Here is a 13,039-nt window from a genome sequence, read left to right as displayed (position 1 = left end):
GCCCACTTCCGAACGCTCCACGCTTATTTATTTCGTCACATCCTTCACCGCTTCTTCATAGACGCTTTTCTCCAGTGCTTCGTCCAGATTGGCGGCTTTCTTGATCAGGCCATACTTCAGGGCAATATCCGCAGTACGGGTAAAAGACTCATCCACGAAACTGCCCACCTGTTTCTCCGTAAACCCTTCCGGGCGAATCAGCTTCGCAATCTCTTCGAGCATGGTCACCTGATGTTCACGGGTCGTGCTGCCGTCTGTTACGTTCTTCATGACGATATCCACCGTTTCATTCTGATTGTCGATAGCGTAGTTCCAGCCTTTCAGAACGGCACGGGTCACTTTCACCGCGAGCTCTTTATTACTGTCCACCCAATCCTTCTTGGCGATCAGCGTATCCTCCAGCATGCCTACCCCAGCATCCTCAATGTTGAATACATCCAGGTCGGACTCCTTCGTCCCACTTTCAAGTACCACGTGATATTCGTTATAGATCGTTGCCGTGGCGACATCCACCTGATCGTTGAAGAACTGATCCATCGTGAAGCCCTGCTTCACCAGTTCAATATCCTTCTTGGGATCAAGGCCGTTCTTCTCCATAAAAGCGAGAACCTGAAACTGCTGGCTACCAAACCATGTGCTCACTTTCTTGCCTTTCATCTGGGCGGGATCGGTAATACCCGCGGACTTCTTCGCAATCAATCGATAACTGCTCTTCTGCGAAATCTGGGCGAGGGAGACAAGCGGAAGACCGTTATCCCGGCTGACCAGCAAACTGTCCACTCCGGTGATGCCCACATCGGCTGCGCCGTTAACCACCTGCTGTTCGATCACGATATCCGGGCCACCCGGAATGATCTCGGCATCAATACCTTCATCTGCAAAGAAACCTTTCTCCTTAGCGGCGTATATCCCGGCGAACTGAGCCTGAGGCACCCATTTGAGCTGAATCTTCACTTTGGTTAAGGGCTGATCTGACCCTTCCGCTCCCTCCGAGCTGGCAGCAGCAGGGGTGACGGACGGCTCTGATTTCGCAGAGCACGCTCCCAGCATCGCAACGACCAACAGGACCAACACCAGAAAACCCGGTTTTAACGTTTTGTACATATACAGAACAACCCCCTGTTTATATAAGGATCTTCAATCAGGTACTGTGAAGCCTGCTTCACGAGTCAATCGATCTGTGGTTGGCACCTTGATGGGCTTTACGGATCGGTACGTGCACGATTCCACGGGGTCAGCCGTTTCTCGGCCAGAACGACGGCTTCATACAACACAATACCGAGCACGGCGGCGATAACAATACAGGACCAGGCAAGTGGCATGTTTGCCAGTCGGATCTGATCTGAGAGCAAGTAACCCAGCCCCTGGGAGGCGATGAAAAATTCACCCACAATGGCGCCAATAATGCTGGTCGACATATTAATTTTCAGACCTGCGAAGAGAGAAGGTAGCGCATGTGGCCAGCGCAGCTTCACGAAAAACTGCATCCTACTGGCGGCAAGACCACCCATCAGATCACTGTATTGCGGCTGAATGGAGGTTAATCCCTTGAATAAACTCACAGCCATGGCAGCCATCGTAACTACAGCCACGACGGCGATACGGGACCATATCCCGTCCCCAAACCAGTTGTTCATAATCGGGGCCAGCGCAACAATCGGAACGGCGTTCAGTGCTGACATCACGGCAACCGCCGCCCTGCCGCTCGTCGGGAAGAAGGATGCACCCACAGCGGCCAAGGCTCCCAGCAAGGAGCCGAGCAGAAAGCCACCCAGCATCTCGGTTCCGCTATACACTGCGTATCGGAAAAGCATCTCTGCATTTTCCCTGATGGACGCTGCAATCGCTGACGGAACAGGCAATTGGTAACTTTCAAGCGAGAATAACTGATGGAACAATCGAAGCTGCCACAGGGTTAGAAATAAGGCTCCGGCAAGCCACGGCAGTAGGCGCAATCCAATTGATCTTTTGCGAACACTGCTGCCCAGCGGCCTCTGTCCGGCTTGTCCCTGATGTCCATCGATATCCGTACTTGAAGGAGATGGTACCCTAACCGAATCCGCGATAGACTCCCCAATAGATGCCGTGCTTGAGACAGCTGCCGTCGCACCCTCCTCACCTTTGCGGCTTACCATCACACGTTCATTCATCATGCAGCATGCCCTCCCTTGGCCCTGAATTCAGGCTGCCATGGGGTTAGCCAGCGCTCAGCAAGGCTGATGGCAAGATACGAGATGAGTCCAATGCCAATGCTGAGCATGATGGTTGCCCAGAACATGCCGATTTGGGCACTGCCGTAATACAAGGAGCTGACCATCAGTACGCCAAGTCCATCCGGCGCTCCCATTAGTTCCACCACAATGGAAGAAGTGACTGCAAGTGGAGCAGCTATTTTCATACCGGAAAATAGACCCGGTAGCGCAGAAGGCAGCAAACATTTGATATAACGAGCAGGCAGGGAAGCTCCACAGGAACGCATAAGCTCCAGATGCTCCGGCGCTGCACTTTTTAATCCTTTGAGTGTGTGGATGATAATCGGGAAGAACGTAACGTAAGCCGCCATTATAATTCGGGCCCACTCGGCGTTATGGATAATGCCATAGACAATGGGCGCAAGACCGATTACGGGCACCATCTGGGAAGAGATGACATACGGAGATAAGGTACGCTCCACCCAAACCGCCACACTCATGAGCAGGGCCAGCAGCAGGCCTAACACAGTTCCACCGGCAAAACCAATTGCTGCATTCCCAAACGTTACGGCCCCCTGTTCAGCCAATGTGCCTGAGTAACGAAACAAGGCTGCTAGAACCTCGTGCAGATAAGGAAGACGGGATGCTGCCTGCTGGGGTGACAAGAACAAGTGGAGAATCCAGGCGATACCTTCCCACAGCAACAATACGGACAAAATCCAGATCACTACCCAGGAGCGAAAACCCAGCTTATTGGTGTGCAGGAACATGGATTGGATCACGCTCCTCATAGAAACAATTGCGGATGGTGGTCATCATGCGGTAAAAGGCTTCGGTTTCCCTCAGCTCTCGATCCCGCTCGGCTGGCAGGTTGACGGAATGAATGGAGTGCACCTGACCGGGGTGTGCGGAGAGGACGATGATGCGGTCAGATAGAAATACGGCTTCGGGGATGCTGTGTGTAACAAAAAGGAATGTCTTGCCTGTAGATCGCTTAATATCAAGCAGTTCCAGTTGCAGCTTCTCCTTCGTGAATTCATCCAATGCGGAGAAAGGTTCATCCATAAGCAGCAATGGCGGATCAAGCGCGAGTGCACGTGCAATGGAAACGCGCTGCTGCATGCCCCCACTGAGCTGCCACGGATAATGGTCAGCGAAGCGGGTCAACCCGACCATTTCAAGCAATTCACCACTCATGCGGCGGCACTCCTTCCGGCTTGTGCCGAGCAGCTCCAGAGGAAGCTCCACATTGTGGCGTACCGTGCGCCAATCAAACAGAGCTGGAGTCTGGAAGACAATACCGAACTGACGCTGCAACCGCGCCCGCTCTGGTTTTTCCCCGGCAACCCGGATGCTGCCTGTCGTTGGCTGGAGCAAATCGGCTACGAGTCGCAGCAGTGTGGACTTGCCACACCCCGAGGGGCCAAGCAGAGAGACAAATTCATTGGAATGGATTTGAAACGAAATGTCGGACAGGGCGGTAACTTGTTGTGCTCCACTGCCAAATACAACGGACACGTGATCCAGCTCAATATGGCAGGTGTCGGGGACGATGATTGAGGACATGGGCATTCTCCTTTTCGCGGGAAGCTCGCAATCTTTTCACACCAAGGCTGAATGGAAGGTTTGTATACACGAACGTAACAGGTTTTGCTTGTTAGGTAATACTATATATCTTTGGGCGGGGATTACATTATACAGACTGTTTTGAGTATGGGCCTGTTCATGTTACACATTGTAAAATGATACCGATTCTCAGTCCTAAACATGTCAATGTCCGTGTATGTTATCTTACATCTGCTTCACTCACACAGAACTCTTGTAATATCCAAGTAAAGGCGCATAATCATTTGTATTTATTGAATAAATATTCGGAAAATATGACATATACCCTCGTAATCTTGTTGATTTTCTTGTATAAACATTGATAACAGCATTTTGCAAAATGCTCATATAGAAGGACGTGAAATCTCGCCCCGATACGGTGTCTGGTTCTGGGATCATGAAGGCGGTGTCATTGATTCCCGTCCACCACCCATAGTGGCTGGATAATCGCGTTTCCGAACAGTCTCGCAAAAGATTTTTAAAATCAGAAATCGGGGTGGTCCGTATGTTTGATTGGCTGGGATGGAGAAAAGGGTGGCCGCTGTGGCGGTCGTATCGGTTGAATGAAAATATGAAGCAAGACGTAGAGGAAATCTTTGAGGGCATCGCCGAGACCCGGCGGCAGCTCTTGATGGATTGGGCTGAGGAGCAGTGGAATCATCTGGATCGATTGCTTCAGCAGGTACGAGCTGTTCATCCGCAAGGTATGTTACAAGGCACAGAAGATGTACACGGATTGGAGGTATGGTTCGCAGCAAGTTATGTACGCGCTACTGATTGTACTGAGCTTTTTATGCTTAACGAGCAAAACCAGGTTGTATTTTCTACATATAAGAAACATATTGGACAAGTCTACGAAGATGGAGATGCTTTAATCGGGCCAGGATTAAGGTATACCCAGGCGGATATCAACGGACAAAAGTGCCTGTTTGGACCTTATTCTGATCCGCTCACACTAGAAATTGGACCACGTTCTTCCACGTTTCACGATGATGTAACCTTGACGTTTATCGTACCGATCATGGAAAACGGCCGTTACATCGGTTCCCTGTGCAGTCGTGTGCCTAATGATGTATTGGGCGATCTGATCCAGCGTGAATCAGGCCACATCTACCCTGATTCGGGGGATAATTATCTTTTTATGGCTGAATCAAAACTGCGGCCCACGCTTCAACCCGGGACTGCCCTGTCCCGCAGCCGCTTCGAGGATCATACATTCACCCATGGGGAGAATCTGAAAGACGGCGTAACCACCGAATGGGGCGTTGTATCTGTTAAAGAACATACCGAATTGGAACTGATGTTTACCGATCCTTCCACCAACGAACTTCATCCTGGTGTAGCGAATACCATTCGCAATGGCTCCAATCTGTTTGTGGCTTTTCCAGGTTATTCGGACTATCGTCATATTTCAGTTATTGGTAAAGGCATCACGTTCCAGCTCCCCCATTGTCCGGATCTGTGGGGCATGATGTGTGAAGGCGATCTGGAGGAAGTTTATCGTATACGCAGCATTGGCTGGCGCCAATTCAAGCAGCACAGCTTATACATCCTGTTGTCAGGCATTGCAGGAGCAGCACTTGTATATGCGCTGACTGGAAGTGCATGGAGCGCAGCAGCCATCGCTGCCTTTAATATCATCTATGGATTTCTGACCGCAAACCAGCTGCAACGGAAACATGTTCAACGGGTCCATGAGGATTTGCGCCGCATTAGCCGATTTATTCGAATTAACGCAGAAGGCAAGGGCGATCTGACCCAGCGTCTGGATACGTCCGCTTTTGCCCAGGATGAATCAGGTGAACTGGCGAAATGGATCAACAATATGATTGACTCTCTGGAAGGAATTATGCTCAAAGTACAGCTTGCCACCGTGGATGTGATGAACAACCAGCACCAAATGCGGACGTCAACGGAAACTACACAGGGAACAACCGAACGTGTAAATCTCAAACTTGGCTCCATGATTCAGGGGATACGCAAGCAGCTTGAGGACCTGGATCAGGCCAAAGTAGCCGCCGACGAAATGCGCCTCACCCTTCAGCAGCTTGAAGTGTCTGCCACCGAGCAGATTGACGTTGCCCGTCAGGAAGTGGAGCGTATCGGAGACAAAATGACCCAGATCTCGGGAGCCGTGTCCGACACCAACCATACGATTTTATCCTTTATGGCGACCATGCAGGACATCTACCGCGCACTTGCTGTCATTGATGAAATTTCGGCACAGACCAATCTGCTCGCACTGAATGCTTCCATTGAAGCAGCTCATGTTGGCGAACACGGACGTGGATTTGCCGTCGTTGCTGGTGAGATCCGCAAGCTGGCCGAATTATCCCGTTCCTCCACGGAAGATATTCATCAGATTCTGGATAATATCTCTGTAGCGGCAGGAGCAGCCTCGCAATCCATCAAGGAAGGCGATCAGGTGCTGGCTGAAGGCACAACGCTTGTTCAGGCTGCTTCGCAGTTACTCCAAAGTGCGACGGCTGAAGAACCCCAAAGAACACAGGTTGTGGATCAGGTCGTGGTATTGATGGAGAATATCGCTGCCATCAGCCACAAAAATCGTTCCACGTCTTCGGAGGTGGAAGCCGAGATGGTCGAGCTTATTAACGACATGCTGCACGTTCAGCATTCATCGCACAATGTGGAAGCCATCACGGTCTTCTTGCAGCAGCTTGTCGGACAATTCCAACTGACCCATCCCGATAAAAACGTAATTATCTGAGGTCATCATTGACGCGGATTGGAGAAATAGCTAAAATTTGATGCAACTGTTCGTTTAGATATTGTCGGTTCATTTCATATAGAAGCTTTCCAATTTGAATCAATGAAAGGGTGGTCTGCATGGAAATGCTCCAGGATTCTTTTGGCAGAATACATGACTACATCCGTATTTCTGTTACGGACCGCTGTAATTTGCGTTGTGTGTACTGTATGCCCGAAGAAGGCATGGAATTTGCCCCGCATGACCAAATTATGAGCTACGAGGAAATCGCACAGGTACTCAAAGTGCTGGCTCCAATGGGAATGCGCAAAGTCCGTCTGACCGGAGGCGAGCCTCTGGTACGGAAAGATCTGCATCAACTCGTAAGTATGATCTCGGCCATTGACGGGATTGAAGATATTGCTTTAACTACCAATGCATTGCTGCTGGACAAACAGGCTCAGGCCCTTAAGGACGCCGGACTGAACCGGATTAACATCAGTCTGGATTCCCTGCAAGCGAGCCGTTTCTCCATGATTACTCGCGGCGGGGATGTAAATAAGGTGCTGAAAGGCATTGAAGCCGCCACGGCAGTTGGACTTGCTCCGATCAAGCTGAATGTCGTCTTAATGAAGGGCATCAATGATGATGAAATCAAAGATTTCATTGCCATGACCATAGATCAGCCACTGCATGTGCGCTTCATTGAATATATGCCGATTGGGCAGGCTTCAGATTCATGGCGCAAATCGTATTTGCCGCTGGAAGCAGTCACCGATGTATGCGCGGAGGCTGGCTGGACGGTGGAAAGTACGGCAGGTCCGGCAGGGAATGGTCCATCACGAAACATGAAGATTGCCGGTTCACAAGGAACATTTGGATTGATCCATCCGGTCAGTGATCACTTCTGTGATAACTGCAACCGACTCCGCCTGACAGCAGACGGGCATATCAAAGCTTGTCTGTACTGGTCGGATGAATACAATGTTCGCCGCTTCGTAGATGCCCCCGATGCTATGGCAGCTCTCTTCCTCAAAGCTCTTGGCACCAAACCGAAGAATCATGAAATGGCGCTTGCCCTAGAGCAGAAAATGCAAAGCCATACACCGACGGTACGACGCATGTCCCAGATTGGCGGATAGGCAAGCGTTATCTGGTGGGTAACACATCCATATTTATGTGCATCAGAGCAGGCAGATATAACAAACGTAAGCACATGATATACTTCACAAAATACAGCCATTATCGATGTACTAAATGCTGCTGAGGTCAGATGATCCTCAGCAGCTTTTTTATCATGTATTCTTCTTTTGTCTAACCTTGTTGATCAATTTTCCTGATCCCAAAATTAAAATAAAATTAATCTGCTTTTTGCCCTCTTTAGGCCTTCAAGAATCACGCAATTCTGACGATGAATATACAATACATCACGATCATACGCACACATATATAGGAGTTGATCCAATTGAATATTGTTGAAGCACTTGTTGCAGCAAGCCCGTATTTTAAAATCATGCTCAAGGAAAATGATTTGATGATTGCTGTTACCGATATGGAGCAGTTCCGGTATTACGTACGGAGCGAAGATCTTGATCTGGGTATCAAGGCTGGAGACCCGATCTCGCTTGAAGATCCTACACTACGCCGGGCGCTTATCCATGGTGAGACTTCAGCCAATCGTATTGAAGCGCATCATTACGGGACTCCCATTAACTCTGCGGCTACCCCACTTCGCGATGAAGCAGGCCAGATCGTAGGCGCATTAGCCATTGGATTTTCACTCAAAAACGAGGAAAAACTGGGGCACTTCACCGAATTGATCGGGGAAATCAGCGGTAAGTTAACCGATATGGTTCAGACCGTAGCGGCTCAATCCCAGCAACTGACCGCTTCATCTTCACAGATTTTGGACAACACACGGATGGCGGTGCAAAATTCCAGTGAAGTCACCAAGGTCGCTTCATTCATTCGTGAAATTTCGGAGCAGACGAACCTGCTGGGTCTGAACGCTGCTATTGAAGCGGCTCGAGCAGGAGAAGCAGGCGCTGGCTTTGGCGTTGTTGCTACCGAAGTACGCAAATTATCCACCGGAACCAAAGAAGCTACAGTGAACATTGAACGCTCCTTGAAGGAAGTACAGCATTCCATTCGTCAGATGGAACAGGAGATTACATCCATCGCCCAATCCAGCAACCAGCAGGCCGAACTCGTCACCGAGTTCAGCGAGGTGATTGATCAACTGAACAATGCATCTCAGGATCTCAAAGCTTTTATTGAATCCATGCTATTGAAGGCAGAATAAGATAAAATACTCATTTGGCGCATTAACTATAAGGCCAGCATATAAACAATCCCCACACGTTTACCGTGAGGGGATTCTTTTCTATTTTTACGATACGATCAGCTTCCACAGCATCATGCCTGCCATTCCGACCATGACTACAGCGGACAATCGATTGAAGAAAACACTGATCCGGCCTGTACGATCTGTTCTACCTACTAGCCTGCCTGCACCTGCCAGTCCCAGAAACCATACCCATGATACCAATGCCGCCGTTATCGCAAAATAAAACCGTGCCACCCCTTCGTATTGAAGTGAACTGGTGCCGATCACGGCTACCGTGTCCAGCAGGGCATGCGGGTTAAGCAAGGAAACGGAAGCAGCAAAGGCGATCTGTCTTCCCGCAGATAGCACTGCTGCTGAACTATTGGCAGGTCCGGATGACCTCCAAATGCTCCATGCCATATAGAGCAAAAATACACTCCCTCCTGCATACAATACATTTGCCAGCAGCGGCCATTGCAGCAAAATGAGGGACACCCCTCCGACCGCTGCTCCAATCAACAACGTATCACTGAGTCCTGCGGTTACTATCGCTGGCAGCGCCCGTGCATAACTTCGCTGACTCATGCCCTGATTAAAAATAAACACATTTTGTACACCGAGTGGCAAAATCAGGCCAAATGCCAGCACCACCGCGTGAATAATTACCCCCATCGTTCATCCCCCTTAGATATGTCTCCATAGTAGTAGAGATAACATCAGGCGTAACCAACCACTTGGATGGCACTGGACCCAACCAAATGATATAGTGTTCAAAATAAGAGGAAACATAAATCCCATCACTCATTCTATAAAGGAGGCAAACCTGCCCATGAATCGTTCTGATTCTCGACAGGGGGGCAGCTGGAAGCCGGACCCCTCCCATTCCCTACCTCTGTACCGACAGATTGAAGTCTATATCAGTGAGAAAATTACTGCCGGCGAATGGACAGCAGGATATCGGCTTCCTTCACAACGAACATTGGCTCAATCCATGGGTGTGAACCGCAGCACGCTGGTTACTGCACTGGAAAATCTGGCCGCCTCAGGCATGATTGAAGGCAGACATGGCGGCGGAACATATGTCTGTGGCTCTGGCTGGCATGCGCTGGCTCACGGAGCCCTACCCAACTGGGAGGAAGCCATCGAAGAAGGCTGGTATTACCCCAATCTGCCAGAGGTACAGCAGATTAACCGGGCTGAGTTCCAGCCAGGCATCATCAGGCTTGGTACAGGTGAGCTTGCGCCTGAGCTGATGCCCCAGGAGGCTTTTAACGACATCCTCCATGCTCTATCCAGTCGTTCTCGTACACTAAACTACCTCGAACCTCAGGGTAGTCTGGAGCTCCGTCAGGCTTTGTCCGTTTACTTGCAAGCAAGCGGCATCCAAGCCTCCCCTGACTCCATTCTGATCGTATCCGGCTCTCTCCAGGCACTGCACCTTATTTCAGTTGGGCTTCTGCCCCGCGGATCGGCAGTCCTGCTGGAAAAACCATCTTATCTGTACTCCATTCATGCCTTCCAATCGGCAGGATTGAAAATGAGTGGCATTCCGATGGATGCCGAGGGATTACACACTCCGCGTCTGGAAGATGCCGTACAGAATAATGCAAACAGGGAAAGCATCTCGCTGCTCTATACGATTCCGAGCTTCCACAATCCTACCGGCTCCGTCATGAGTGACAGCCGCCGGGAAGAACTGCTCGCCACAGCGCGGAACATCGGCATCTCCATATTGGAGGATGCCGCGTACAGCGACCTGTGGCTGGACGAGCCCCCGCCGCCATCACTGAAAGCGCGTGATAAAGAAGGACGGGTGCTGCACATGGGCACCTTGTCCAAGGCGGTCAGCCCCGGTCTGCGCCTCGGCTGGCTAGTTGGGCCGGAGCCGGTCATCCGTCGCCTCGCAGACATCAAGATGCAGACGGATTATGGCACCAGCTCCCTCGCTCAGGAGGCTGCTGCACTCTGGTTTGCGGATGGATACCACGAGCAGCATATGGATCGCCTGCGGCCAGAACTTCGCAAACGCAGAGACTTTATGCTTGAGCTTCTGCAACGCGATTTCAGTGAACTCGCTGAGTGGAGCATTCCTGCCGGAGGCTTTTATATCTGGCTCCGATTTACCGCCAGTACTCTATCCATTCGCGAACTGTTCCATGCCTGTCTGGAGAATCATGTGCTGATTCATCCGGGTTATCTCTATGACCGCCTAGATGCAGAGCACATTCGTCTGTCCTATGCCTATGCTTCACCGGATGAGATGGAGCGTGGTCTTCACTTGCTGGCACAGGCAGTCAAGAAGCTGATGTCATCATAAAATGAAAGAACCGCCATGATCGGAAGGAGTGACATCCCTCAGATCAAGGCGGTTCTTTCATGTTTTGTTATTAATAAGACAGATACGTCTCGTCTAGATCGCAGGCGGGTTTTCCTTACCCTTTTACCGCACCTTCTGCAATACCCTCCATGATGAACTTTTGGAAGAACGCATAGATGAGAACCACCGGAATCGCGGTAAGTACTAGGGAGGACAGAATCAACGGCCATTCCTTATTGTACTCGCCAAACAGCATGTTCGTGGACAGAATCAGTGTATAACGATTCACATCCGTCAGCATGAGCAGTGGCAACAGGAAGTCATTCCAGATCCATAGGAAGTCCAAGATGGCGATGGTGACCGTAATTGGCAGCAACAGTGGGAAGATGATCTGGAAGAACGTCTGAAACTCATTACATCCATCCATCTGTGCCGATTCTTCCAATTCACGCGGGATGGACTTAACAAACCCGTGATACAGGAAGATCGCCATGTTCACACCAAGTCCGATATAGATCAGGGCCAATCCGTATGTGCTTCCTTGGACATGAAGTCCTTTGGCAACCCGTGTCAGCGGAATCATGATCGAGTGAAAAGGAACGAGCATGGATGCCACGAACAGGAAGAAAATCAGGTTGCTCAATCTGCCTGAAGTACGCGACAGCTTGTATCCAGCCAATGAAGCGCAGAATACAATACCGCCAATCCCCAGGAAGGATACAATCGCCGAGTTCAAGGAGCTGCCCAGTAGATTGATTTTGTGAAATGCATCCGAGTAGTTTTCCCAATGAAATGTTGTTGGGAGAGCTATAAAGGACTGGAACATTTCGCCTTGTGTTTTGAATGAGTTCACAATCGCCATGTAGATTGGCAGCATTGCGACGAGGGAGCCCAGCACCAGCAGCAGTCGAATCAGGTAGCTGTTAATTCGTTGCATCCTCATGCTTCCACCTCTTTCTTCTTCATCACCGTAATCTGAATGAGCGTGAAGATGAGCACGATGACGAATAACACAACCGACTTGGCACTGGCATATCCGTATCTAAAATTGTTGGAGAATGCCTCTTCATAGATATTCATCGTAATGACCTGAGTGGCTCTGCCTGGACCGCCACCTGTCAGACCGTACACAACTTCAAATACTTTGAAGGCACCGTTCAGTGTCAGGAAGAAACAGATTGTAACGGCATGAGTAATCATTGGCAATACGACATTACGCAGTACCTGGAACGCGTTGGCTCCATCAATAACAGCCGCTTCCTTCAGACTCTTCGGCACACCCTGGAGTGCAGCCAGATAGATGATCATCATGTACCCCACACCATTCCAAAGCGATACGATCAGGATGGAGTAGAATGAGAATTTCGGATCACCCAGCCACTGTTGGTCCAAAAAGGAGACCGCCAACTTCTCGGCCAGCTGCGGCAGCACCTGGGAGAAGATGAATGTCCACATAAAGGCGCTGATGATCGTACTGATCATGTTCGGCATGAAAAACAGGGTCCGGAATAACCCCTTGCTGCGCGTCCGTGTCTCAATGAACACGGCGAGCAGCAAGGCAATTCCATTTTGCAGAATCAGCATAAACACCACATATTTTAACGTGAACCATAGGGAATTCAGAAAGTCGGGATCTTCCTTGAACAGCTCCACGAAGTTTCCCAAACCGATAAAACTGTAATCCCGGTTCAGACCATTCCAGTCCGTCAAGCTGTAGAACAAGCCGCTAAATGTAGGATACAGCAGGAAAATGGCATAGATGATAAAGGCAGGCGCAGTGAACGCTAGCAGCGACAGATACTTCTTGAATACATTCGTAGCCATTGGTTCTCCCCCTTTTCACTATAAGCAGACTCGCGGAAACGGGGGAACGAAGACCGTTCTGCCAGCCG

The 13,039-nt window shown here is 50.1% G+C and carries 11 protein-coding genes; 4 read left to right on the top strand and 7 right to left on the bottom strand.

Annotated elements, in window-relative coordinates:
- Positions 1-27 precede the first annotated feature (27 nt).
- The 4 genes from ACR1R9_RS29820 to ACR1R9_RS29805 form a co-directional block, all read right to left on the bottom strand.
- Positions 28-1,104, bottom strand: coding sequence for an ABC transporter substrate-binding protein (locus ACR1R9_RS29820; RefSeq protein ID WP_433922054.1), 1,077 nt, complete (start codon positions 1,102-1,104; stop codon positions 28-30).
- 98 nt (positions 1,105-1,202) lie between these two features.
- Complete coding sequence (locus ACR1R9_RS29815) at positions 1,203-2,153, bottom strand: ABC transporter permease (RefSeq protein ID WP_433922055.1); 951 nt, start codon at positions 2,151-2,153, stop codon at positions 1,203-1,205.
- A complete protein-coding gene (locus tag ACR1R9_RS29810; RefSeq protein ID WP_256716714.1) occupies positions 2,150-2,974 on the bottom strand; it encodes an ABC transporter permease in 825 nt (274 codons plus the stop codon). The genes ACR1R9_RS29815 and ACR1R9_RS29810 overlap by 4 nt, the downstream gene beginning before the upstream one ends.
- Positions 2,943-3,758 carry an ABC transporter ATP-binding protein gene (locus ACR1R9_RS29805; RefSeq protein ID WP_433922056.1) on the bottom strand — a complete coding sequence of 272 codons (816 nt, stop codon included), beginning with the start codon at positions 3,756-3,758 and terminating at the stop codon, positions 2,943-2,945. Before ACR1R9_RS29805 ends, ACR1R9_RS29810 begins: the two co-directional genes overlap by 32 nt.
- Before the next feature lie 544 nt (positions 3,759-4,302).
- Between ACR1R9_RS29805 and ACR1R9_RS29800 the strand changes: the two genes are divergently transcribed.
- From ACR1R9_RS29800 to ACR1R9_RS29790, 3 genes are all read left to right on the top strand, one after another.
- Positions 4,303-6,525 carry a methyl-accepting chemotaxis protein gene (locus ACR1R9_RS29800; protein WP_433922057.1) on the top strand — a complete coding sequence of 741 codons (2,223 nt, stop codon included), beginning with the start codon at positions 4,303-4,305 and terminating at the stop codon, positions 6,523-6,525.
- A gap of 119 nt (positions 6,526-6,644) precedes the next feature.
- On the top strand, positions 6,645-7,646 hold the full coding sequence (moaA, locus tag ACR1R9_RS29795) for a GTP 3',8-cyclase MoaA (protein ID WP_076287554.1): 1,002 nt from the start codon (positions 6,645-6,647) through the stop codon (positions 7,644-7,646).
- 323 nt (positions 7,647-7,969) lie between these two features.
- On the top strand, positions 7,970-8,806 hold the full coding sequence (locus tag ACR1R9_RS29790; protein ID WP_076287553.1) for a methyl-accepting chemotaxis protein: 837 nt from the start codon (positions 7,970-7,972) through the stop codon (positions 8,804-8,806).
- An 87-nt stretch (positions 8,807-8,893) separates the two neighbouring features.
- Here ACR1R9_RS29790 and ACR1R9_RS29785 read toward each other — a convergent pair whose 3' ends face one another.
- On the bottom strand, positions 8,894-9,502 hold the full coding sequence (locus tag ACR1R9_RS29785) for a LysE/ArgO family amino acid transporter (RefSeq protein WP_433922058.1): 609 nt from the start codon (positions 9,500-9,502) through the stop codon (positions 8,894-8,896).
- A 157-nt stretch (positions 9,503-9,659) separates the two neighbouring features.
- On the opposite strand from ACR1R9_RS29785, the gene ACR1R9_RS29780 reads away from it, so the two are divergent.
- Positions 9,660-11,147, top strand: a complete 1,488-nt coding sequence (locus tag ACR1R9_RS29780) for a PLP-dependent aminotransferase family protein (protein WP_433922059.1) — start codon at positions 9,660-9,662, stop codon at positions 11,145-11,147.
- A 115-nt stretch (positions 11,148-11,262) separates the two neighbouring features.
- On the opposite strand, the gene ACR1R9_RS29775 is transcribed toward ACR1R9_RS29780, so the two are convergent.
- Both ACR1R9_RS29775 and ACR1R9_RS29770 read right to left on the bottom strand, forming a co-directional pair.
- A complete protein-coding gene (locus ACR1R9_RS29775; RefSeq protein WP_076287550.1) occupies positions 11,263-12,090 on the bottom strand; it encodes a carbohydrate ABC transporter permease in 828 nt (275 codons plus the stop codon).
- Positions 12,087-12,971, bottom strand: a complete 885-nt coding sequence (locus tag ACR1R9_RS29770) for a carbohydrate ABC transporter permease (RefSeq protein ID WP_076287549.1) — start codon at positions 12,969-12,971, stop codon at positions 12,087-12,089. Before ACR1R9_RS29770 ends, ACR1R9_RS29775 begins: the two co-directional genes overlap by 4 nt.
- Positions 12,972-13,039 lie beyond the last annotated feature (68 nt).

Origin of the sequence: Paenibacillus taichungensis, assembly GCF_050994985.1 — a bacterium.
In the GTDB taxonomy this organism is placed as follows: Bacteria; Bacillota; Bacilli; order Paenibacillales; family Paenibacillaceae; genus Paenibacillus; species Paenibacillus taichungensis.
Note: the sequence above shows the minus strand (reverse complement) of the source record. Positions and strands in the feature narration are given on the sequence as shown.

Coding starts and splice junctions, on each gene's coding strand:
- ACR1R9_RS29820 (WP_433922054.1), bottom strand. CDS start 1,104: ATGTACAAAACGTTAAAACCGGGTTTTCTGGTGTTGGTCCTGTTGGTC.
- ACR1R9_RS29815 (WP_433922055.1), bottom strand. CDS start 2,153: ATGATGAATGAACGTGTGATGGTAAGCCGCAAAGGTGAGGAGGGTGCG.
- ACR1R9_RS29805 (WP_433922056.1), bottom strand. CDS start 3,758: ATGTCCTCAATCATCGTCCCCGACACCTGCCATATTGAGCTGGATCAC.
- ACR1R9_RS29800 (WP_433922057.1), top strand. CDS start 4,303: ATGTTTGATTGGCTGGGATGGAGAAAAGGGTGGCCGCTGTGGCGGTCG.
- moaA (WP_076287554.1), top strand. CDS start 6,645: ATGGAAATGCTCCAGGATTCTTTTGGCAGAATACATGACTACATCCGT.
- ACR1R9_RS29785 (WP_433922058.1), bottom strand. CDS start 9,502: ATGGGGGTAATTATTCACGCGGTGGTGCTGGCATTTGGCCTGATTTTG.
- ACR1R9_RS29780 (WP_433922059.1), top strand. CDS start 9,660: ATGAATCGTTCTGATTCTCGACAGGGGGGCAGCTGGAAGCCGGACCCC.
- ACR1R9_RS29775 (WP_076287550.1), bottom strand. CDS start 12,090: ATGAGGATGCAACGAATTAACAGCTACCTGATTCGACTGCTGCTGGTG.
- ACR1R9_RS29770 (WP_076287549.1), bottom strand. CDS start 12,971: ATGGCTACGAATGTATTCAAGAAGTATCTGTCGCTGCTAGCGTTCACT.